This window comes from Streptomyces finlayi (assembly GCF_014216315.1).
GTDB lineage: Bacteria > Actinomycetota > Actinomycetes > Streptomycetales > Streptomycetaceae > Streptomyces > Streptomyces finlayi_A.
Genome location: NZ_CP045702.1, coordinates 1975744 through 1997781, shown reverse-complemented (window position 1 = coordinate 1997781; position 22038 = coordinate 1975744). Strand labels below are relative to the sequence as shown.

General features: G+C 70.0%; 21 protein-coding genes and 5 tRNA genes. 19 read left to right on the top strand and 7 right to left on the bottom strand.

Annotated elements, in window-relative coordinates; all coding sequences use genetic code 11:
• Position 1 precedes the first annotated feature (1 nt).
• Positions 2–3715 (bottom strand): sensor histidine kinase, encoded by a 3714-nt coding sequence (locus tag F0344_RS09045; RefSeq protein ID WP_258049795.1) that lies wholly within the window; start codon positions 3713–3715, stop codon positions 2–4.
• A 579-nt stretch (positions 3716–4294) separates the two neighbouring features.
• Here F0344_RS09045 and F0344_RS09040 point away from each other — a divergent pair.
• From F0344_RS09040 to F0344_RS09000, 9 genes are all read left to right on the top strand, one after another.
• The gene (locus F0344_RS09040; RefSeq protein WP_185298284.1) at positions 4295–4477 is read left to right on the top strand and encodes a hypothetical protein; all 183 of its coding nucleotides are present in this window, start codon (positions 4295–4297) and stop codon (positions 4475–4477) included.
• Between the two features lie 106 nt (positions 4478–4583).
• Positions 4584–5369 (top strand): fumarylacetoacetate hydrolase family protein, encoded by a 786-nt coding sequence (locus F0344_RS09035; RefSeq protein WP_185298283.1) that lies wholly within the window; start codon positions 4584–4586, stop codon positions 5367–5369.
• Entirely contained in the window at positions 5362–6873 is a 1512-nt protein-coding gene (gltX, locus tag F0344_RS09030) for a glutamate--tRNA ligase (RefSeq protein WP_185298282.1), read from the top strand. The genes F0344_RS09035 and gltX overlap by 8 nt, the downstream gene beginning before the upstream one ends.
• Positions 6874–6966: 93 nt before the next feature.
• Complete coding sequence (locus tag F0344_RS09025; RefSeq protein WP_185298281.1) at positions 6967–7686, top strand: HAD family hydrolase; 720 nt, start codon at positions 6967–6969, stop codon at positions 7684–7686.
• An 87-nt stretch (positions 7687–7773) separates the two neighbouring features.
• Positions 7774–7845: transfer RNA gene (locus F0344_RS09020), tRNA-Gln, on the top strand.
• Positions 7846–7874: 29 nt separating this feature from the next.
• A tRNA-Glu gene (locus F0344_RS09015) sits at positions 7875–7947 on the top strand.
• An 86-nt stretch (positions 7948–8033) separates the two neighbouring features.
• A tRNA-Glu gene (locus F0344_RS09010) sits at positions 8034–8106 on the top strand.
• Between the two features lie 12 nt (positions 8107–8118).
• Positions 8119–8190: transfer RNA gene (locus F0344_RS09005), tRNA-Gln, on the top strand.
• Between the two features lie 19 nt (positions 8191–8209).
• Positions 8210–8282 (top strand) — tRNA-Glu (locus F0344_RS09000).
• 469 nt (positions 8283–8751) lie between these two features.
• Here the strand turns inward: F0344_RS09000 and ndgR are convergent.
• Entirely contained in the window at positions 8752–9468 is a 717-nt protein-coding gene (gene ndgR, locus F0344_RS08995; protein ID WP_024490257.1) for an IclR family transcriptional regulator NdgR, read from the bottom strand.
• Positions 9469–9641: 173 nt separating this feature from the next.
• On the opposite strand from ndgR, the gene leuC reads away from it, so the two are divergent.
• The 4 genes from leuC (at position 9642) to F0344_RS08975 (ending at position 12803) form a co-directional block, all read left to right on the top strand.
• Positions 9642–11069, top strand: a complete 1428-nt coding sequence (gene leuC, locus F0344_RS08990; protein ID WP_185298280.1) for a 3-isopropylmalate dehydratase large subunit — start codon at positions 9642–9644, stop codon at positions 11067–11069.
• A 2-nt stretch (positions 11070–11071) separates the two neighbouring features.
• A complete protein-coding gene (gene leuD, locus F0344_RS08985; RefSeq protein ID WP_185298279.1) occupies positions 11072–11665 on the top strand; it encodes a 3-isopropylmalate dehydratase small subunit in 594 nt (197 codons plus the stop codon).
• Positions 11666–11769: 104 nt separating this feature from the next.
• Entirely contained in the window at positions 11770–11997 is a 228-nt protein-coding gene (locus F0344_RS08980; RefSeq protein WP_185298278.1) for a hypothetical protein, read from the top strand.
• Between the two features lie 143 nt (positions 11998–12140).
• Positions 12141–12803, top strand: coding sequence for an HU family DNA-binding protein (locus tag F0344_RS08975; RefSeq protein WP_185298277.1), 663 nt, complete (start codon positions 12141–12143; stop codon positions 12801–12803).
• Between the two features lie 72 nt (positions 12804–12875).
• On the opposite strand, the gene F0344_RS08970 is transcribed toward F0344_RS08975, so the two are convergent.
• Both F0344_RS08970 and cofC read right to left on the bottom strand, forming a co-directional pair.
• A complete protein-coding gene (locus F0344_RS08970; RefSeq protein ID WP_185298276.1) occupies positions 12876–13079 on the bottom strand; it encodes a hypothetical protein in 204 nt (67 codons plus the stop codon).
• A gap of 10 nt (positions 13080–13089) precedes the next feature.
• Positions 13090–13773, bottom strand: a complete 684-nt coding sequence (gene cofC, locus F0344_RS08965; RefSeq protein ID WP_185298275.1) for a 2-phospho-L-lactate guanylyltransferase — start codon at positions 13771–13773, stop codon at positions 13090–13092.
• 149 nt (positions 13774–13922) lie between these two features.
• Here cofC and F0344_RS08960 point away from each other — a divergent pair, with 149 nt between their 5' ends.
• The 3 genes from F0344_RS08960 to F0344_RS08950 are packed head-to-tail and all read left to right on the top strand — an operon-like array spanning position 13923 to position 16889.
• Entirely contained in the window at positions 13923–14675 is a 753-nt protein-coding gene (locus F0344_RS08960; protein ID WP_185298274.1) for a lysophospholipid acyltransferase family protein, read from the top strand.
• Positions 14672–15682, top strand: coding sequence for an NAD(P)H-dependent glycerol-3-phosphate dehydrogenase (locus F0344_RS08955; protein ID WP_185298273.1), 1011 nt, complete (start codon positions 14672–14674; stop codon positions 15680–15682). Before F0344_RS08960 ends, F0344_RS08955 begins: the two co-directional genes overlap by 4 nt.
• Positions 15683–15716: 34 nt before the next feature.
• Positions 15717–16889: a D-alanine--D-alanine ligase family protein gene (locus tag F0344_RS08950; protein WP_185298272.1), complete on the top strand. Its 1173-nt coding sequence runs from the start codon at positions 15717–15719 to the stop codon at positions 16887–16889.
• Positions 16890–16926: 37 nt separating this feature from the next.
• On the opposite strand, the gene F0344_RS08945 is transcribed toward F0344_RS08950, so the two are convergent.
• Positions 16927–17412 carry a DUF3515 domain-containing protein gene (locus tag F0344_RS08945; RefSeq protein WP_185302588.1) on the bottom strand — a complete coding sequence of 162 codons (486 nt, stop codon included), beginning with the start codon at positions 17410–17412 and terminating at the stop codon, positions 16927–16929.
• A gap of 23 nt (positions 17413–17435) precedes the next feature.
• Positions 17436–17669: an Lrp/AsnC family transcriptional regulator gene (locus F0344_RS08940; protein ID WP_185298271.1), complete on the bottom strand. Its 234-nt coding sequence runs from the start codon at positions 17667–17669 to the stop codon at positions 17436–17438.
• Positions 17670–17989: 320 nt separating this feature from the next.
• Between F0344_RS08940 and F0344_RS08935 the strand changes: the two genes are divergently transcribed.
• The gene (locus tag F0344_RS08935; protein ID WP_185298270.1) at positions 17990–18961 is read left to right on the top strand and encodes a thiamine-phosphate kinase; all 972 of its coding nucleotides are present in this window, start codon (positions 17990–17992) and stop codon (positions 18959–18961) included.
• 10 nt (positions 18962–18971) lie between these two features.
• A complete protein-coding gene (thiD, locus tag F0344_RS08930; RefSeq protein ID WP_185298269.1) occupies positions 18972–19781 on the top strand; it encodes a bifunctional hydroxymethylpyrimidine kinase/phosphomethylpyrimidine kinase in 810 nt (269 codons plus the stop codon).
• Between the two features lie 147 nt (positions 19782–19928).
• Here thiD and rpmB read toward each other — a convergent pair whose 3' ends face one another.
• A complete protein-coding gene (rpmB, locus tag F0344_RS08925; protein ID WP_003965989.1) occupies positions 19929–20114 on the bottom strand; it encodes a 50S ribosomal protein L28 in 186 nt (61 codons plus the stop codon).
• Positions 20115–20374: 260 nt separating this feature from the next.
• On the opposite strand from rpmB, the gene F0344_RS08920 reads away from it, so the two are divergent.
• Positions 20375–21988 carry a DAK2 domain-containing protein gene (locus F0344_RS08920; protein WP_185298268.1) on the top strand — a complete coding sequence of 538 codons (1614 nt, stop codon included), beginning with the start codon at positions 20375–20377 and terminating at the stop codon, positions 21986–21988.
• Positions 21989–22038 lie beyond the last annotated feature (50 nt).

The following is a 22038-nucleotide window of genomic DNA, read 5'->3' as shown; positions in this document are numbered from 1 at the left end:
ACTAACGCTCCTGCTGGTGAGTGGGGCCGAGATGGAAACCGCCGGTCGACTGGCCGTTGTTGGCCTGCCGACCCTGCTGGATGCCCCGGCGGAGATTGGTCAGACGTCCGCGTACGTCATCGGGCGCACGCGAAACCTGGGGTCCGGACTGGTGATTCTGCTGCTGGGCGGTGCCCGGTACCAAATTGGCACGGGGAACCCGGCGGGGAAGTCCGGATGTCGTGATCCCGCCCGCAGCGGGCTTCTTGACCCGCTCCGCCTGCCGTACGAGTTCGTCGTTGGGCGAGGGGCGCCAGGTGCTGGTGGCACCGGTGTCGGTGTCACCACGCCGTGGCATGGGAGGAACGGGCGTGGCGGCCGGGGCCGCCGGAGCGGCCGCGTTCCGGTCCTCGGGAGCGGGCGGCTGGCCACCCTGCTGCGGTCCGTGGAACCAGTTCGTCTCAAGGGTGTCGTACAGCGGGGTACGACCGTCCCCCGGACCGGCCGGCGGAAGCGACTCGGGCTGTGACTGCTGAGGCAGTGCCGGCCGGTGCGGCATCTCACCCGCGGGTGAGGCCGGCGGACGCGGAGCGCCGAAGCCGGCGTCGTCCCGCCCGCGCTGCCGCGGCGCCGGCATCCCCTGGTTCTGCTGCGGGGTGCCGAAGTCGGGGCGTGCGAACTGGGCGGTGCCTGCCGGGTCCTGGGATGCCTGCGGCGCCGAGAAGTCAGGACGGGCGAACTCCGCCGTGGCGCCGGGGCCCTGGAGGGGGTCCGAGGCGCCGTACGGCTGGTTCGGGCCGGTCGGCCGGGCGAACTGGCCGGTGTTCCCGGGCTCTTCGTGACCACGCGGGGCGTCCGGCGGGGACTGGCGCTGAGCGCCCTGCTCCTCGACACCCCAGCTCGTGCTCTGCGGGCGCTGCGGCTGGGGGCTGCCACCGGGCAGCTCGGCCCGGGGACCGCCGGGCGGCGGCAGCTGGCGGCCGGGGCCGCCGGGCTGCTGGAAACCGCCCTGGTCGTTCTGGGCGTGCCTGGGCTGCTGCTGCTGCTGCTGCCGGACGGGCGGGCCGCTCTGCTGGCCCTGCTGACCGAACGGGCCGCCCTGCTGCTGACCGGGCCGGCTCTGCCCCGCGTGACCGAACAGATTGGGCTGACCCGAGTCCGTACGGCCGGGAGCCTCGCCCTGGTCACCGCGGGAGCCCATACGGGCACCGCCGCCGAAGGCGCCGGTGAGGCCGCCCGCGGGCGGCGCCTGGTGGGGCCGGCCCGCGTTCTGCGGACCGTTGCCCTGCATGCCGGTGGCGCCCTGCATGCCGTTGCTCTGGGAGCCGTTCTGCGGCTGACGCGGGCCGCCGTCGCGCGAGGGCAGCGCGGCACGCGGACCGGAGGCCGCACCGACCTGCCCGCGCTGCGCACCGGCGCCGAGCGCGGCCGAGGGGCCCGCCGCGGAGCCGCCGAGGCCGGGGCGCGGGGCGCTGCCCGGGGCACCACCGGCGAGAAGCCCGCCCGGAGCGCCCTGCTGCTGCCCGAGGCCCTGCTTGGACGGGGGCTGCTTTCCTCCGTGGGCTACGTCGACGGGAAGCATGACCAGCGCGGTCGTGCCGCCGGAGTCCGAGGGGCGCAGCTGGATGCGGATGCCGTGTCGCAGGGACAGCCGGCCGACCACGAACAGACCCATGCGCCGGGAGACCGAGACGTCCACGGTGGGCGGCGCCGCGAGCCGCTCGTTGATCGCCGCGAGGTCTTCGGGGGAGAGGCCGATACCCGTGTCGTGGATCTCGACGAGCACCCGGCCGTCGGGCAGCGCGTGACCGGTGACCTTGACCTTCGTCTGCGGCGAGGAGAACGACGTGGCGTTCTCCAGCAGCTCGGCGAGCAGGTGCACGAGGTCGTTGACCACGCGGCCCGCGACCTCGGTGGCGGGCACCGCGGTCAGTTCGATGCGCTCGTACTGCTCCACCTCGGAGGCGGCGGCACGGAGCACGTCGACCAGCGGCACGGGGCGGGTCCACCGACGGCCCGGCTCCTCGCCCGCGAGGACGAGGAGGTTCTCGCCGTTACGGCGCATACGGGTCGCGAGGTGGTCGAGCTTGAAGAGGGAGGACAGCTGGTCCGGGTCGGCCTCGCGCGACTCGAGCTCGGAGATGAGCGAGAGCTGGCGCTGGATGAGGCCCTGCGAACGCCGGGACAGGTTGGTGAACATCGCGTTGACGTTGCCTCGCAGCAGCGCCTGCTCGGCGGCGAGCCGGACGGCCTCGCGGTGCACGTCGTCGAAGGCCGCGGCCACCTGGCCGATCTCGTCCCGGGAGTGCACACCGACGGACTCGACGGAGGTGTCGACGTCCTGCGGGTCCGTCTCCGAGAGCTGCTTGACGAGCTCGGGCAGCCGGTCCTGAGCGACCCGGGTCGCGGTGTCCTGGAGCCTCCGCAGCGAGCGGATCATGGACCGCGCCACGACGAACGCGCCCACCAGCGAGACACCGAGGACGAGGAGGATGACGACACCGTTGAGGATGGCCTCGCGCTGGGACTCCTCGCGGAGTTCGCGGGCCTTGCCCTCCATCTCGCTGAGGAGGGTCTCCTCGATGGTCTTCATGGCCGAGATCTTGGTGGAGCTCTGGTCGTACCAGTCCATGTACGAGCGGGACTTCTTGCCCACCATGCCCGTCGGGCTCACGAGGACCTGCTTCGCGTACATGTCCGCGGCGTTGATCTCGGGGTGGCCGTTGGACAGCGACGCCGTCAGCTCGTCGGCGCTGTTGCCGGTGCTCTCGTACGTCGACCTGAACGAGGCGAGCGTCTGCGCCTCCTTGCGGAGGGCGTTGCGGCCGAACTGCTGGTCGTTCTTGTCGAGGTTCGTCTTCGCGCTGTCACCGCCGGGCAGCGCCGCGGCGATGATCGCCCGCTGGACCGAGGCGTACTCCTTGGAGGAGGAGAAGGCCGCCAGGGCCCGGGTCCGCTTGATCATCTCGGGGTTGTTGGTCGCCTGCGCCATGTCCTGCGAGAGGCTCAGCAGCGAGGTGATCAACTGGCTGTACTGGTCGACCGTGTTGAGACTCGGAGTGCCCTTGGCGTACGCGTCCTCGCGGATGTCGCGGATCTGCCCCAGCTGGACCGAGATCTGGCTGACGCTCGAGTGGATGCTGTCGAGGGCCTCGTCGCTGTCGGCGTTGTCGATCGCCTCGGTCGCCTCGAGGAAGGCGTCCTTGGAACGGTCGGTCTTCTTCCGGGGCTCGGTGACCTTGAAGTCCGTGGGCGCCGTTCCGTTGGACAGCGGGCCCGCCGACTTGTCGCGCTCCTCCTGGAGCGCCTGGGCGAGCGCGGTCGCCTGCTTGGTCATCTGGGACAGCAGTTGCATGTGCTCCAGCTGCTGCATGTCGTTCATGGACTCGTTGATACGGAGTCCGCCCAGCGTGGTCGCCGCCACCACGGGAAGGGCGAGGAGCGAGACCAGACGCGTGCTGATGCGCCAGTTACGGAGAGCTATTCGTGAGCCGGTGTTGACCGGTCCGCGCGACTGGAACCCGGTGACGGGCTCCGTGCCGCTGCTCGTCGTGGTGCCCGGTCGCTGCGCGCGGTCACCACTGTCACCGGCCGCGGCCTGCCCGGGGTTCTGGGCGTGCTGGGGCGAGGAACCGCGGTCGTTCCCGCCGCGCGGCTCCTGATCTGCCGGAGCTTCCCCTCGGCCCTGGCGGGCTTGGGGAGACCCCGTGCCATCCCTCTTGAAACGTCCCTGCACTAGCGTCGCAACCTCTGGACCAGGCGTCCCTTCCGCCTGCGCGGGTCGGGACGGTGTCGGCGTCGTGGGGCGCTGGACGCGCCCCATGGTGGTCGTGAGTGACCGGCGTTCTCCCCCTCCCGCCGCCACTCGGCGCTGCGTTGCGCCCTGCGCGCCGGCCTGAAACCCGCGACGGTGCGTGGAATTCCAGCACAGTGCAGGATCTCCAACAAGGCCCCTGTACCGGCCTGTGACCTGAGTGACACGTTGTGATGAATATGTAACAAGGTGTGGAGAGTGTTCGCGGTCAAATCGGACGAACGGGGATGAGTCCCTTACGGGTAGGGGGTGCCCCAGTAGCGACGATCGGGAGCGGAATGGCGCGTTCAGCTATGCAATGTCCGTTTCATGACGCGTGCTCGACTGACCGTGATGCGGCATTTGTCGGCAACTTCGTGAGCAAACTCACACGATGATCGCCGTCTCTCCGGAGCGCCGGGTGGGAATCGGATGTTTAGCCTGACCCTTTACAGGCATGGCGAATCCGACAAGCCGGCGCCCCTTCGGGTGGCGCCCAGACCGACAGGGCCCAGACGGCAGATGAAGACCACGATGATGTTCCGCAACATTGCCAACCCCCGGCGCACCACGCTGGCGCACCTCGAGGACGCCGCGGCACTGCAGACGCCGGAGCGGCCGGAGCACTCGGTCGACCTGCCCACCCAGACGGCCAACCCCCGCCGCACCATCCTGATGGAAGCCCCGGTCACGACCGTCGCCTGATCGGCAGCGCTGTCCCCCTCGCCCGCTTCGGCGCCTCGCCCGGCGCGCTAGCCTGGAGCGTCAGTCTTCAGTCAGCCAGCCAGCAAGTGAGGGGCGACAGCTTCCCGTGCGCATCGCCAGGTTCTCCATCGACGGCAATGTCGCCTTCGGCGCCGTGGAGGGTGAGGGCACCGTTGAATCCGGTGACCTCGTCCTCGACATCATCAGGGGCATTCCGTACACCGACTTCGAGCTCTCCGGCACCAAGGTCCCGCTGAGCAAGGTCCGGCTCCTGCCCCCCGTGCTCCCCAACAAGGTCGTGGCCATCGGCCGCAACTACGCGGAGCACGCCGCCGAACTGGGCAACGAGGTCCCGGACGTCCCGGTCGCCTTCTTCAAGCCCACCACGTCGGTGATCGGCTCGGGTGACGCCATCGAGTACCCCTCCTTCTCGAACGAACTGCACCACGAGGCCGAACTGGCCGTGGTCATCGGCCGCATGTGCCGCGAAGTCCCGCGTGAGCGTGTCAAGGACGTCATCTTCGGCTACACCTGCGCCAACGACGTGACCGCCCGTGACGCTCAGCAGCGCGAGAAGCAGTGGGCGCGGGCCAAGGGCTTCGACACCTCCTGCCCGCTCGGCCCCTGGGTGGAGACCGACCTGGACCCCGGCGACCTCACCATTCAGGCGACGGTCAACGGAGAGCAGCGCCAGCTCGGCCGTACGAGCGACATGGTCCGCTCCATCGAAGACCTGGTCGTCCACATCACGGAAGCGATGACGCTGCTCCCGGGCGACGTGATCCTCACCGGAACCCCCGCAGGGGTCGGCCCCCTGCACGTCGGCGACGAGGTCGCCGTCACCATCGAAGGCATCGGCACTCTCACCAACAAGGTGATCAAGCGTGGTTAACGGACCATCCCCCAAGCTCTCGGCTCCGCTCGAGCAGGGGGTACCCCCTCGCGTACGTTTCTGTCCCTCCCCGACCGGTAACCCCCATGTGGGCCTGGTCCGTACCGCCCTGTTCAACTGGGCCTTCGCCCGGCACCACAAGGGCACCCTGGTCTTCCGTATCGAGGACACCGACGCGGCCCGTGACTCCGAGGAGTCCTACGACCAGCTGCTCGAGTCGATGCGCTGGCTCGGCTTCGACTGGGACGAGGGCCCCGAGGTCGGCGGCCCGCACGCCCCGTACCGCCAGTCGCAGCGCATGGACGTCTACGCGGACGTCGCCGAGAAGCTGCTCGTGGCCGGCCACGCGTACCACTGCTACTGCACCACCGAGGAGCTCGACGCCCGCCGCGACGCCGCCCGCGCCGCCGGCAAGCCCTCGGGCTACGACGGCCACTGCCGCGACCTGAGCGCGGAGCAGACCGCCGCGTACGAGGCGCAGGGCCGCGTCTCGATCGTGCGCTTCCGGATGCCCGACGAGGCGATCACGTTCACGGACCTGGTCCGTGGCGAGATCACCGTCCAGCCCGAGAACGTGCCGGACTACGGCATCGTCCGCGCCAACGGGGCCCCGCTCTACACGCTGGTCAACCCGGTCGACGACGCCCTGATGGAGATCACCCACGTCCTGCGCGGCGAGGACCTGCTCTCCTCGACCCCCCGGCAGATCGCCCTCTACCGGGCGCTCATCGGGCTGGGCATCGCCAAGGAGATCCCGCTCTTCGGCCACCTCCCCTATGTCATGGGCGAGGGCAACAAGAAGCTCTCCAAGCGCGACCCGCAGGCTTCGCTCAACCTCTACCGCGAGCGCGGCTTCCTCCCCGAGGGCCTACTGAACTACCTCTCGCTCCTCGGCTGGTCGATCGCCGAGGACCGCGACATCTTCGACATCGACGAGATGGTCGCGGCGTTCGACATCGAGGACGTCAACGCCAACCCGGCCCGCTTCGACCTGAAGAAGGCCGAGCACGTGAACGCCGAGCACGTACGCAGGCTCGACGTGCAGGCGTTCACCGAGGCGTGCGGCCCCTGGCTGAAGGCCCCGTTCGCGCCCTGGGCCCCCGAGGCGTTCGACGCGGAGCAGTTCGCGACGATCGCCCCGTACGCCCAGACCCGGCTGACCGTCCTCTCCGAGATCACGGCCAACGTCGACTTCCTCTTCCTTGACGAGCCGGTCGAGGACGAGGCGTCCTGGACCAAGGCGATGAAGGAGGGCTCCAGCGACCTCCTCGTCACGGCCCGCGCCAAGCTGATCGCCGCCGACTGGAACGCGGAGGCCCTCAAGGCCGCCGTCCTCGCGGCGGGCGAGGAGCACGGCCTGAAGCTCGGCAAGGCCCAGGCCCCGGTCCGGGTGGCCGTCACGGGCCGCACGGTCGGCCTGCCGCTCTTCGAGTCCCTGGAGATCCTGGGCCGCGAGAAGACGATCGCCCGCGTGGACGCGGCACTGGCCAAGCTGGCCGTGTAGTACCGGTATGACGGGCATGGGCCAGGCCCGGACGGACCGCGCCGAGCGGATCGTCCGGGCCTATCCGCGTACACGGGCCGTTAGAGTCGGCCCATGGCGATCAGAGCCGTCCTCTGGGACGTTGACGACACCCTCTTCGACTACGGATCAGCGGCTGCCGCCGGTCTCAGCAGGCATATGGCGGCCGAGGGGCTGCCCGGGAGTTACCGCTCCACGCAGGACGCCCTGGACGCCTGGGACGAGCTCACGCGACGGCACTGGGAGCGTTTCGCGGCGGGAGTGACCGACTGGGAGGGGCAGCGCCGGGACCGGGCCAGGGATTTCCTGGGGCGGCCGCTCAGCGACGCCGAGGCCGACGAGTGGTTCGGTCGGCACATCCGTCATTACGAGTCGGCCTGGTCGCTCTTCCCGGACACCGTGCCGGCGCTGGACGCGCTGAGGACGGCGTACCGCCATGCCGTCCTGTCGAACTCCTCGCTGGAGCACCAGCATCGCAAGCTGACCGTCCTCGGCGTACGGGACCGTTTCGAGTCGGTGCTCTGCGCGGCGGAACTGGGGATCTCCAAGCCCGAGGCCGCGGCCTTCCACGCCGCCTGCGAGGCGCTCGCGCTGGCTCCGCACGAGGTGGCCTACGTGGGTAATGAACCGGACATCGACGCAGGTGGGGCCGTGGCGGCCGGTCTGAAGGGCATCTGGCTGGACCGGGAGGACCGGGGAGGGCGGCCGGATCTCGTGCGGATCACCGGACTCGATCAGCTGCCCGGGCTGCTGGTGGGCAATACCCGTTTTGGAGCGCCGGACACCTTCGGGTAGTGTTCTTCCTGCGCCGCCCGAGCGGAACGAAAGATCCGACAGGGAAGCGCAGACAGAAATGAAACCCCACAAGGGGTTGCGTTTCAGTGGGCTATGGTGTAATTGGCAACACTACGGTTTCTGGTACCGTCATTCTAGGTTCGAGTCCTGGTAGCCCAGCGTAAGACTGAAGTAATCCGAAGTATCAGGCCCCCGTTGTGTAGCGGCCTAGCACGCTGCCCTCTCACGGCAGTAGCGCCGGTTCGAATCCGGTCGGGGGTACAGATCCATCCCGCAGGAACACCTGGGTCGCACCCATGTTCTCGTGGTGAAAATATCCGGCTGACGCCGGGTGGAGGATCGCTAGGGCCCCCGTTGTGTAGCGGCCTAGCACGCTGCCCTCTCACGGCAGTAGCGCCGGTTCGAATCCGGTCGGGGGTACTTGTAACACCATGGGCTATGGTGTAATTGGCAACACTACGGTTTCTGGTACCGTCATTCTAGGTTCGAGTCCTGGTAGCCCAGCGCAAGTCCGAAGTAACAAGCCCCCGTTGTGTAGCGGCCTAGCACGCTGCCCTCTCACGGCAGTAGCGCCGGTTCGAATCCGGTCGGGGGTACAACAGCTCGACAGGATAAGGCCCTTCACTTCGGTGGAGGGCCTTTTTCGCGACTCGGAGGCCGTACCGCGGGGCCGCTTCTCGCTCTGCGCCGGACCGTCGCAGCGACATCAGCAACGGCTCGTGGAGCACGGCCGACGCCACCGCGTTCTCCATGAAGCGGGCCTGCTGGGTCAGATACTCGATGTCGCACGGGTATCCCAGCCGGACGGGCGTCGCCATGGAGGCGACCAGGGAGCGGTGTACGGGGGAGAGTTCGCCCAGTTCGAGCCGGACCGGCGGCGGCGGCCGGTGTGCTGCCGGTCGAGGCGCGAGGCCGCCGGGCGGCGGGCCGTCTCGCGCACCGCTCGTCCACGGAACCGGAAGGCCGAGCGGAGCGGCCGAGCGGAAGGGCCGAGCGGGAGGAGAGCCGAAGGGGGCCGCCACGGCGCTGGGGCGACCTTGAGGGCAGGGGGCGTCGCAGGGCGCGTCAGCCCGTGCGGCGCAGGGCTTCGCTCAGCCGTGCCGCCGAGTCGATGATCGCCTGGGCGTGCATCCGGCCCGGGTGGCGGGTCAGCCGCTCGATGGGTCCGGAGACCGAGACGGCGGCGACCACGCGGTTCGAGGGCCCCCGCACCGGCGCCGAGACCGAGGCGACGCCCGGTTCCCGCTCGCCGATCGACTGCGCCCAGCCCCGGCGGCGTACGCCGGAGAGTGCCGTCGCCGTGAAGCGGGCGCCCTGGAGGCCGCGGTGCAGGCGCTCCGGCTCCTCCCAGGCCATCAGGATCTGCGCGGACGATCCGGCCTTCATGGTGAGCGTGGAGCCCACCGGCACGGTGTCCCGGAGTCCGGACAGCCGTTCCGCCGCCGCCACACAGATCCGCATGTCGCCCTGCCGGCGGTAGAGCTGCGCGCTCTCGCCGGTGATGTCCCGCAGATGCGTGAGCACCGGACCCGCCGTCGCCAGAAGACGGTCCTCACCGGCCGCGGCCGCGAGTTCCGACAGACGGGGTCCGAGAATGAAACGGCCCTGCATATCCCTTGCCACCATGCGGTGGTGTTCCAGTGCCACGGCCAGTCGATGAGCCGTGGGTCGTGCGAGCCCGGTCGCCGCGACCAGCCCGGCGAGGGTGGCCGGACCGGACTCCAGGGCGCTCAATACCAGAGCTGCCTTGTCGAGAACGCCGACGCCGCTAGAGTTGTCCATACGACGATACTCGCGTCTCACTCTGTGAAACGCAAGTTCAATTTCCGGCGGAAGTTGCGAACCTGTACGGGCGGCCACACAAGGGCCCGTAGCCACCGCCCCGCACGGGGGTGCCGGACGGTGCACCGAAAGCTCTAGTTGAGCCGGCGAAGACGCCGGCCGGAGGGAACGCGATGGGTAGGACACTCGCGGAGAAGGTCTGGGACGACCATGTCGTCCGGCGCGCGGAGGGCGAGCCCGACCTTCTCTTCATCGATCTGCACCTGCTGCACGAGGTGACCAGCCCGCAGGCGTTCGACGGCCTCCGGCAGGCCGGACGCCCGGTGCGGCGTCTCGACCTCACCATCGCCACCGAGGACCACAACACCCCGACCCTCGACATCGACAAGCCGATCGCCGACCCGGTCTCCCGTGTGCAGCTGGAGACCCTGCGCAAGAACTGCGCGGACTTCGGCGTCCGGCTGCACCCCCTGGGCGACGTCGAGCAGGGCGTCGTGCACGTGGTCGGCCCCCAACTCGGACTGACGCAGCCCGGCACCACCGTGGTCTGCGGCGACTCCCACACCTCCACGCACGGCGCGTTCGGCGCGCTGGCCTTCGGTATCGGCACCAGCCAGGTCGAGCACGTTCTGGCCACCCAGACGCTCCCGCTGGCCCGCCCGAAGACCATGGCGATCACCGTCGAGGGCGAACTGCCCGACACCGTCACGGCCAAGGACCTGATCCTGGCGATCATCACCCGGATCGGCACCGGCGGCGGCCAGGGCTACATCCTCGAATACCGCGGCTCCGCCATCGAGAAGCTCTCGATGGAGGCCCGGATGACCATCTGCAACATGTCGATCGAGGCCGGCGCCCGCGCGGGCATGATCGCCCCGGACCGTACGACCTTCGACTACCTCCAGGGCCGTGACCACGCCCCCGAGGGTGAGGAGTGGGACGCGGCCGTCGCGTACTGGGAGACCCTGCGCACCGACGACGACGCCGTCTTCGACGCCGAGGTCGTCATCGACGCCGCCGAACTGGCGCCGTTCGTCACCTGGGGCACCAACCCCGGCCAGGGTGCGCCCCTGTCGGCCAACGTCCCCGACCCCGCTTCGTACGAGGACGCCTCGGAGCGGCACGCCGCCGAAAGGGCCCTGGAGTACATGGGGTTGACCGCCGGGCAGCCGCTGCGCGACATCAAGGTCGACACCGTCTTCGTAGGTTCCTGCACCAACGGCCGTATCGAGGACCTGCGCAACGTGGCCTCGATCATGGACGGCCGCAAAGTCGCGAGAGGCGTACGGATGCTGGTCGTCCCGGGCTCCGTGCGTGTCGCCCTCCAGGCGATCGAGGAGGGCCTGGACAAGGTCTTCACCACCGCGGGGGCCGAATGGCGGCACGCGGGCTGTTCGATGTGTCTCGGTATGAACCCCGACCAGCTGGCCCCCGGTGAGCGGTCGGCGTCCACCTCGAACCGGAACTTCGAGGGCCGGCAGGGCAAGGGCGGCCGTACGCACCTGGTGTCCCCGCAGGTCGCCGCGGCCACCGCCGTGCTGGGCCATCTGGCCTCGCCCGCCGACCTGTCCGATGCCCTCTCGTCCGCCGGAGCCCGATAGCCATGGAAGCATTCACCGCACACACCGGCCGGGTCGTCCCGCTGCGCCGCAGCAACGTCGACACCGACCAGATCATCCCCGCCCACTGGCTGAAGAAGGTCACCAGGGACGGCTTCGAGGACGGCCTCTTCGAGGCCTGGCGCAAGGACGGGAGCTTCGTCCTCAACCGCCCCGAGCGGGCAGGCGCCTCGGTCCTGGTGGCGGGTCCCGACTTCGGCACGGGTTCCTCGCGTGAACACGCCGTCTGGGCCCTGCAGAACTTCGGTTTCAAGGCCGTCATCTCCTCCCGGTTCGCCGACATCTTCCGCGGCAACTCGCTGAAGAACGGTCTGTTGACCGTCGTGCTCGACCAGAGGGTCGTGGACGCGCTGTGGGAGCTGACGGAGGCCGACCCGACTGCCGAGATCACCGTGGACTTGGAGAAGCGCCAGGTCCTCGCGGAGGGCATCACGGCCGACTTCGAGCTCGACGAGAACGCCCGCTGGCGGCTGCTGAACGGCCTCGACGACATCAGCCTCACCCTTCAGAACGAAGCGGACATTGCGACTTATGAGGCGGCGAGGCCGACCCACAAGCCGCGTACGATTGAGGTCTGAGCAGCGCTTTTCCGGGACTGCGCCCCCTGCCTTCCGGCAGGGGGCGCAGTCGCTTGTTGAGACCCCGTCGGGCGACAACTCGCCCCAGATGGCACAATCGGTGCATGGAACGCGACAGCCAACTCAAGCTCTATGGCCAAGTCGCCGACCGATTGAAGGAAGCGCACGCAACAGTGCGCGCACTGCAAGTCCCGGAGGGCGTACGGATGGCGCTGACCCGGAAGCTGCTGGTCGTCACGGCCGCGGCGAAGCACGATCTCCCAGATGCGGCAAGGCGTCTGGACCGGTTGATGAAGGACCTCGATGAGGGCCGATTCCCCGAAGGTGACTGACTCTGCGGAACAGCGCAGTGGTCGACTTCGTTGCGGCACTAGGGTGATTAGCCCGTTTCGTGTTTGATTTGCGGTATATATCTGCCTAACGTGCGAAAACGCTTGAACACTTTCGTTCTGGCAATGTCTCCGAAGGGGAAGACGTGAACAAGGCGCAGCTCGTAGAAGCGATTGCCGACAAGGTCGGCGGCCGTCAGCCGGCCGCAGACGCTGTCGATGCGGTACTCGATGCGATCGTCCGCGCAGTTGTCGCAGGGGACCGTGTCTCGGTCACCGGCTTCGGCTCGTTCGAGAAGGTCGACCGCCCCGCCCGTTACGCCCGCAACCCGCAGACGGGTGAGCGCGTGCGGGTCAAGAAGACGTCCGTGCCCCGTTTCCGTGCGGGACAGGGCTTCAAGGACCTGGTGAGCGGCTCGAAGAAGCTCCCCAAGAACGATGTGGCCGTGAAGAAGGCGCCCAAGGGCAGCCTCTCGGGCGGTTCTTCCACCCGTACGACGGCGAAGGCCGCGGCCAAGAAGGCCACCGCCAAGAAGGCCGTGGCGACGAAGAAGGCAGCCACCGCCAAGAAGGTCACGCCGGCCAAGAAGACCACCGCCACCGCCAAGAAGGCGACGCCGGCGGCGAAGAAGGCGACGGCCACCACCAAGAAGGCCGCCACCGCCAAGCAGACGGCCGCTCCGGCGAAGAAGGCCGCCGTCGCCAGCAAGACCGCGCCCGCCAAGAAGACCACGGCGAAGAAGGCGCCCGCGAAGAAGACCACGGCGCGCAAGACCACGGCCAAGAAGGCCACTGCACGCAAGAAGTGAGGACGGGCAGCGCTCGTACCTCTCACACGCGCCGGGCCGGGCTCCCCCTGGGGAGCCCGGCCCGCGGGCTTTTCAGAACGTCTGGAGCGTCACCAGGCTGATCCGCGGCGAGGCGCCCTCACCGCTCACCTCGATCCGCACCCGCTGCCCCGGACGCAGCAGCCGCAGGCCGCCCGCGTCGAAGGCCGATGCGTCGAAGGCCATCGGGGTGCCGTCGTCGAGAAGCACACTGCCGGAACGGGTCTCGGAGTCGTACGTGTACGCGGTCGCCTGCATGGGCGAAAGCCTATCGGTCCCGTGCGGGACCGGCCGAAGCGCGCAGCCCCTCGGTGCGCGGCCCCACCCCGAGGGCCAGTGCCACCAGGAGATCCTCGCCGGTGTCCACGTCCTGGCGGACCGAATCGATCCCGGAGAGCGTAATTTCCGCGGCTCCCGAAGCCAGATGCCGGGCCCTCGAGGAACCGCCGAAAGCCGGACGCAATTCCGAACCGGGCGACGCGGACAGAAATGTCGTACCGATTCCCGCCGCATCCGTCACAAAAGCGCGGGGAAATTCGGCAGAAAAATCGAGCACCCGAGCCAATTCCGCGGGCCGCAGCGAGGGAAGATCCGCATTGAGCGCGGCCACCGCCGCACCGGTCCGCAGGGACCGCGCCGTACGCGCCCCGTGGGTCAGCGCCGCGTTGAGCCCGGCCGCGGGTGAATCCGCGACGACGCGCGCCCCCAGTGCCGAAAGCGCCTCCCCGGCCGCCGGATCGTCCGTGACGACCAACACATCCCGCACCGCCTGGCAGGAAAGCGCCGCGGCCACCGTGTCCTGGGCGAACGCCAGGGCGAGACGGGGTCTCAGCAGCCCGCCCACCGTCCGCCCCAGCCTGCTCTTGGCCCGCGCGAGCGGCTTCAGCGGGACGATCAGGGACCAGGACCCGGTCAGGTCGGTGTTCGTGGCCATCTCCCCCTCCGTACGCAATGCGACTCATTCTCGCCTGCCGGTGTGACAACCCGGAGATCCGCCCAGGAAGGCGGGGCGTACGGTGTTCTCGACAGAACAGGGGCCTGGGGCGAAACTTGACCGTCGGTAGGCAGGCAGCAGGTCAGGTCCTAGAGGAAGGCGTCCGAGTGTCCCGCCGCAGAATCGGCTTCTGGTACCGCCTGGCGGCGGTCATCGCCAAGCCGCCGTTGGTGGTTCTGTTCAGGCGCGACTGGCGGGGAATGGAACACATTCCGGCCGAGGGTGGATTCATCACCGCGGTCAACCACAATTCGTACCTGGACCCGCTTTCGTACGGACATTTCCAGTACAACACCGGCCGGGTGCCGCGGCTGCTGGCGAAGGCGGGACTGTTCAGCACGCCCTTCGTCGGAATGATGCTGCGAGGCACCGGCCAGATCCCCGTGTACCGCGAGACGACCAATGCGCTGGACGCTTTCCGCGCCGCGGTCGACGCGATCGAGCGGGGCGAATGCGTCGCGTTCTATCCCGAGGGCACGCTCACCCGTGATCCCGATATGTGGCCGATGGCCGGCAAGACCGGCGCCGCCCGGGTCGCGCTGCTGACCAAGGTGCCGGTCATTCCCGTCGCCCAGTGGGGTGCCAACCTCGCGATGCCGCCGTACGCCAAGCAGAACAAGTTCAGCTTCTTCCCCCGCAAGACCCTTCAGGTGCAGGCCGGTCCGCCGGTGGACCTCGACCGCTTCTACGGCCTGGAGCCCACGCCCGAGGTGCTGCGCGAGGCGACCGAGGCCATCATGGCCGCCGTCACCGCACAGCTGGAGGTCGTACGGGGCGAGAAGGCACCCACCGAGCTCTACGATCACCGCAAGGCCCGCGCCGAGCAACGGCGCAAGGCAGAGGGAAAGGGACTTACGTGACGCACCCCGCGAAGGCAGCCGTCTTCGGAACCGGCTCATGGGGTACGGCCTTCGGCATGGTCCTCGCCGACGCAGGCTGCGACGTGACCCTCTGGGGCCGCCGCGCGGAGGTCGCCGAGGCCATCAACACGACCCGCACCAACCCGGACTACCTGCCGGGCATCGAACTCCCCTCCTCGGTCAGCGCCACCACCGACGCCGCCCGGGCCCTGCGCGGCGCCGACTTCGCCGTCCTGGCGGTGCCCTCGCAGACCCTGCGCGCCAACCTCGCCGACTGGGCCCCGCACATCGGACCCGGCACGGTGCTCGTCTCGCTGATGAAGGGCGTCGAACTCGGCACCGCCAAGCGGATGAGCGAGGTCATCGCCGACGTCACCGGTGTCACCCCGGACCGCGTCGCGGTCGTCACCGGCCCCAACCTCGCCAAGGAGATCGCCGAGCGCCGACCCGCCGCCGCCGTGGTCGCCTGCCAGGACGAAGCGGTGGCCCAGCGCCTCCAGGCCGCCTGCCACACCCCGTACTTCCGGCCGTACACCAACACGGACGTGGTCGGCTGCGAGCTCGGGGGCGCCGTCAAGAACGTCATCGGCCTGGCCGTCGGCATCGCCGACGGCATGGGTCTCGGCGACAACGCCAAGGGCTCCCTCATCACCCGCGGCCTCGCCGAGACCACCCGCCTGGGCCTGGCCATGGGCGCCGACCCGCTCACCTTCTCCGGACTCGCCGGCCTCGGCGACCTGGTGGCGACGTGCTCCTCCCCGCTGTCGCGCAACCACACCTTCGGCACCAACCTCGGCCGCGGGATGACGCTCCAGGAAGCGATCGCCGCCACCCGGCAGACCGCCGAGGGCGTCAAGTCCTGCGAATCGGTGCTCGATCTGGCACGCCGGCACGGAGTCGACATGCCCATCACGGAGACCGTCGTCGGCATCGTCCACGAGGGCAAGCCGCCGGTCGTCGCGCTCAAGGAGCTGATGGCGCGCAGCGCCAAGCCCGAGCGGCGCTGACGTCTCTCTTACCAGCAGGTACGCTCATCGCGATATGAGCAGCGAGAACCTCCCCCAGAGCCCTGAGAGCCCCGAGAGCCCTGTGCAGGGCCGTAAGCCGCGGGTTGCCGTCGTGTTCGGCGGCCGCAGCTCCGAGCACGGCATCTCGGTCGTCACGGCCGGCGCCGTACTGAACGCCATCGACCGGACGAAGTACGACGTCCTGCCGATCGGCATCACCTCGGACGGCCGCTGGGCGCTCACCGCCGACGATCCCGCACGCATGGCCATCACGGACCGCGAGGTGCCGAACGTGGCCCAGCTCGCGGAGTCCGACGAAGGCGGTGTCGTGCTGTCCGTCGACCCCGGCAGCCGCGAAGTCGTCTACACCGAACCGGGCGCGGTCCCCAAGGCGCTCGGTGAGGTCGACGTCGTCTTCCCGGTGCTGCACGGCCCGTACGGCGAGGACGGCACACTCCAGGGGCTCCTGGAGCTCTCCGGTGTCCCCTACGTGGGCGCCGGTGTCCTGGCCTCCGCCGTCGGACAGGACAAGGAGTACATGAAGCGGGTGTTCACCTCCTTCGGGCTGCCGGTCGGCCCGTACGAGGTGGTGCGCCCCCGCGAGTGGGACAACGACCGTCCCACCGCCCGCAAGCGCCTCGTGGAGTTCGCCGCCGAGCACGGCTTCCCGCTCTTCATCAAGCCCGCCCGCGGCGGTTCCTCGATGGGTATCACCAAGGTCGACGACCTCTCGGGCCTCGACGAGGCGATCGAGGAGGCCCGCCGCCACGACCCCAAGTTCCTCGTGGAGTCGCTGCTGCGGGGCCGCGAGATCGAGTGCGGTGTCCTGGAGTTCGAGGACGGCCCGCGCGCCAGCGTGCCCGCCGAGATCCCGCCGGTCACCTCGCACGACTTCTACGACTTCGAGGCCAAGTACATCGACTCGGCGGCCGGACTGGTGCCCGCTCCGCTCACGGCGGAGCAGACCGCGGAGGTCCAGCGGCTGGCCGTCGCCGCCTTCGACGCCACCTCCTGCGAGGGCCTCGTGCGCGCCGACTTCTTCCTCACCGACGAGGGCGACTTCGTCATCAACGAGATCAACACGATGCCGGGCTTCACGCCGATCTCCATGTACCCGCGGATGTGGCAGGAGAGCGGTGTCGACTACCAGGAACTGGTGGACCGGCTGATCCAGGCCGCGCTGAACAGGCCCACGGGCCTGCGCTGACGCGCCGCCGCGTCCGCCGGGAGGACCCCGGGGCCCTTCACAGGCGCTCGGGGACCGTCTTCCTGACGGACGCGGCGAACTCGGCGAGCGGCGTGATGTCGTGGGCGAACTCCCGGGGGAGCGTCACCTCCACATACGCCTTGCGATAAGCGGTGGTGAACCGCGGACCGGCGCCCTCCCGCTGCTCCAGCAGCCAGTTGACGCCGTCCGCTTCGATCCCCTCCGACTGGACGTCCCCCATCTTCGAGGGCCGGGGAACGCCGCAGCGCAGTACGATCGCCCCGTCTCCCCATCCGGCCGTGAGGTCGGAGTCCGGCTCGGGATCGCTCCGGTCCATACCGGCGACGGTCTCCGGCAGCTCCTCGTGCAGCGCCTCGCAGTACGCTGCGGCCTCCGAGGACGGTGTGGGAACCGTGATCGAGGTCTGCGCGTCGCTGGAGGAGCAGCCCGCCGCGACCAGGACGAGCGCGGCGGCGGAGGGGGCGAGGAACAGCGAACGGGGGAGCTTGCGGCCGGAGTGCATCACCGGCCCAGCCTAGACGGGGGTCAGAGGTGGACGACCGGGCAGGTCAGTGTTCGTGTGATGCCGTCCACCTGCTGAACCTTGGCCACCACCATGCGGCCGAGTGCGTCGACGGTGTCGGCCTGTGCGCGCACGATCACGTCGTAGGGGCCTGTGACGTCCTCTGCCTGAATGACTCCCGGGATCTTCGCGACGGACTCGGCGACTGTCGACGCCTTGCCCACCTCTGTCTGAATAAGGATGTACGCCTGTACCACGGAACCTCCAGGGCGGCCACGAGGATCATGTGGGGGAAAGGGACGCCACGGTATCGCGTCGCCGCGGGCCACGGGGAGACCTGCGGGCCGTATGACTCCCACAGCGTGGCGTACGGAAGACAGAAGTTGACGTATCTCTTGACGGTACCGACAGCGGTGACGGCACGCGACCGCAAGCCCACCGGCGCAGAAGGGGGACGGACATGCCAGTACGTCCCGGGGCGGAAAGCCCCCGGCGGCCGACGGACCACGGCCGGGACCTCGGTCCGCTGAAGCAGCCCGGACAGGTGTCCGGTGCGATAAATGAGAGGTGAGACTCGGTGAAGGGAACCGTGGGCGAGTTGGGGGAGTTCGGGCTCATCAGAGAGCTCACTTCCCGGCTCACCACCACTCCGGCGGTGAGGCTGGGACCCGGCGACGACGCCGCGGTCGTAGCCGCTCCCGACCGCAGGGTCGTGGCCAGTAGCGACATCATGTTGGAGGGCCGGCACTTCCGCCGTGACTGGTCGACGGCGTACGACGTCGGCCGCAAGGCCGCCGCGCAGAACCTCGCCGACATCGCAGCCATGGGCGCCGTGCCCACCGCGCTGCTGCTCGGCCTGGTCGTGCCCGCCGAACTCCCGGTCACCTGGGCGGGCGAGCTGATGGACGGCATCCGCGACGAGTGCCAGGTGGCCGGCGCCGCCGTGGTCGGCGGTGACGTCGTCCGCGGCGACACCATCACCATCGCGATCACCGCTCTCGGCGATCTGCGCAACCACGAGCCCGTCACCCGGGCCGGCGCCAGACCCGGCGACGTCGTCGCCGTCACCGGATGGCTCGGCTGGTCGGCCGCCGGATTCGCCGTGCTCTCCCGGGGCTTCCGCTCACCACGCGCCTTCGTCGAGGCGCACCGGCGGCCCGAACCGCCGTACCACGCGGGCCCCGCGGCCGCCGGACTCGGCGCCACCGCCATGACGGACGTCAGCGACGGGCTCGTGGCGGACCTCGGGCACATCGCCGAGTCCAGCAAGGTCCGCATCGACCTGCGTTCGGGACTCATCGACATCCCCTCGCAGATGTCCGACATCGGCCAGGCCGTCGGCGTCGACCCGTTGCAGTGGGTGCTGACCGGGGGAGAGGACCACGCGATCGTGGCGACCTTCCCGCCGGACGTGAAGCTCCCGGCGCGCTGGAAGGTGATCGGCGAGGTCCTCAACCCCTCGGCGCTGCCCCAGGTGACGGTCGACGGTGCGCCCTGGACGAGCAAGGGCGGCTGGGACCATTTCGGGGACATCGAGGACGCCCAGTAGATTGCCGCGTATGCCCATACGCTCCGCTGTACCGCCTCGTGTCCTCACCGTCGCCGGGTCCGACTCCGGCGGCGGTGCGGGCATCCAGGCCGATCTGAAGACGATGCTGGCACTCGGCGTGCACGGCATGAGCGTGCTGACGGCCGTGACCGCGCAGAACTCCGTGGGCGTCCAGGGCGCCTGGGAACTTCCGGTGGAAGCCGTACGCGCCCAGTACCGCAGCGTCGTCGACGACATCGGGGTCCAGGCCGTCAAGACCGGAATGCTCTCCTCGGCCGCTCTCGTCGAGACGGTCGCCGCGCTGCTGGCGGACACGGACGCCCCCGTCGTCGTCGATCCCGTCGGCGTCTCCAAGCACGGAGATCCGCTGCTGGCCGCCGAGGCGCTGGATTCCGTACGGACGAAGCTGCTGCCCGTCGCCACCGTGGCCACCCCGAACCTCGACGAAGTGGCGCAGCTCACCGGTGTCACCGTCACCGACGAGCCCGGAATGCGCCTGGCCGCCGCCGGGATGCTGGCCTATGGGCCGCGCTGGGTGGTGATCAAGGGCGGTCATCTGCCGGGTGAGGCCGTGGACCTGCTCACGGACGGCGACGAGGAGCACTGGCTGCGCGCACCCCGCCACGACAACCGGCACACGCACGGCACGGGCTGCACCCTCGCGTCCGCCATCGCGTCCGGTCTGGCCCGTGGCGAGGACGTACCGGCGGCCGTCCGGGCCGCGAAGGCGTACGTCACCGGGGCGATCGCGGCAGGATTCCCGCTCGGTGGCGGGATCGGCCCCGTCGACCACGGCTGGCTGACGCGCACGCCGCACTGACGGGGCGCCGCGGATTCCCGGCACAGCGGGATTCCTGGGGCACAGCGGAGTTCTGGGCACAGCGGAGTTCTGGGCACAGCAAAAGGCCGGTCCACCGAGGTGGACCGGCCTTTTGGGCAACCGGTAAGGCTGCGCTACGACGAGACGTCAGCGCGCGACCTTGCCGGCCTTGATGCACGAGGTGCAGACGTTGAGCCGCTTCGGCGTACGCCCGACCACTGCACGCACGCGCTGGATGTTGGGATTCCAGCGACGGGACGTACGGCGGTGCGAGTGCGAAATGCTGTTGCCGAAGCTCGGCCCCTTGCCGCAAACGTCGCAGTTGGCAGCCACGGGTCACTCCAAAGACTTCAGATGCACTTACAGTGAATTCCGGCGCGCCGGATTCATTTGACTGAAGTGGCGGTACCGGAGGGAATGGCCCGACTCTCATCGGGCAACCGGAGCAGCATACAACGGCTGCGTCGGAGATACGAAACTACCATGTCCGGCCCGGTCGCCCGCCCCGCCCCTGTCCCCGCCGGAGCCGCGGCTCGGCGGGCTAGTCTGCGGTGCAACCCGCCGCCGACGGCCGCTTCAAGGAGGACCATCAGGTGCCGCAGCTCCCCGACGATCTGGATGCCGTCGCGGTGCGCACCTGGTGCTCACTCGCGCTGGAGGCCCTGGGCCGGGAGCGCGAGGAGATCGACGCGATCAACGTGTATCCCGTCGCCGACGGGGACACCGGCACCAACCTCTATCTGACCGTCGAGTCCGCGACCGCGGCCGTGGAAGCGGTCTTCGCCGCCCACGAGACCGGCTCCCTGGTGGCGGGCCGGGCCGATGCCGTACGGGCCATGGCGCACGGCGCGCTGATCGGCGCCCGCGGGAACTCCGGCACGATCCTCGCGCAGCTGCTCCGGGGCATGGCCGGGGTGCTGGCCGACGGCGGGGACGCGGCCCATCTGAGAACTGCCCTGACCAGAGCCGCCGCGGCGGCACGGCAGGCCGTCGCCCACCCCGTCGAAGGCACGGTGCTGACCGTGGCCACCGCGGCCGCCGAGGCGGCCGAACGCGCGGAAGGGGGCATCACCGCCGTGGTGGGAGCGGCGTACGACCGTGCGCGCACCGCGCTCGCCGCCACCCCCGGCCAGCTCGCCGTCCTCGGACGGGCAGGCGTCGTGGACGCGGGCGGGCGGGGCCTGGTGACCGTACTCGGGGCACTGCTCGAAGCCGTCTCGGGGCAGGCGCCGAAGCGGACGTCGTGGGCCGTGGAACCCGGGATGCCGGCCGGGCCGGCGGACGACTGTGCGGCCGCGGAAGGGCCCGCCTTCGAGGTGATCTACCTGCTGGAGGCCCGGGACGAGGCCGTCGACCGGCTGCGGACCCGGCTGGACGGAATCGGTGACTCGCTCGTGGTGGTGGGCGGCGACGGGCTGTGGAACGTCCACGTCCATGTCGACGACGCGGGCGCCGCCGTGGAGGCCGGGGTCGAGGCCGGACGGCCGTACCGCATCCGCATCACCCACTTCGGCGCCGACCGGGTCCACGCCCAGGCCGAGCCCGCCCAGCGCGGGGTCGTCGTCGTGGTCCCGGGCGACGGGCTCGCGGGACTGTGTACGGAGGCGGGGGCGACCACCGTGCTCGCGCGCCCCGGGGAGCCGCCCGCCAGCGGCGAACTCGTCGACGCGATCCGCCGGGCGCACGCCCGCGAAGTGGTCCTCCTGCCCAACGACGCGACGCTGCGCCACACCGCCGGCGCCGCCGCCGAGCAGGCCCGCACCGAAGGCGTCCGGGTCGCGGTGATCCCCACCCGCGCCGCCGTCCAGGGCCTCGCCGCGCTCGCCGTCCACGAACCGGACCGGGGCTTCGACGAGGACGTGGTGGCCATGACCGCCGCTGCGGGAGCCACCCGGTACGCCGAACTGGCCGTGGCCGAGCGGCAGTCGTGGACCATGGCGGGCGTCTGCCAGGCCGGTGACATCCTCGGCCTGATCGACGGGGACGTCGCCGTCATCGGATCCGAGGTGCCCGCGACCGCCCGCACCGTCCTGGACCGGATGCTGTCGGCGGGCGGCGAACTCGTCACGCTGATCCTCGGCGAGGACGTACCCGACGCGCTGGCCGACGCGCTGGCGGAGCACGTACGCGAGGGATACCTGGCCGTGGACACAGTCGTCTACCGGGGCGGCCGCCAGGTGGCACCCCTGCTGATCGGCGTCGAGTAACGGCACGAGAGCCGCCCCAGGGCGCCCGCCGGACATTTGTCAGTGGCGTG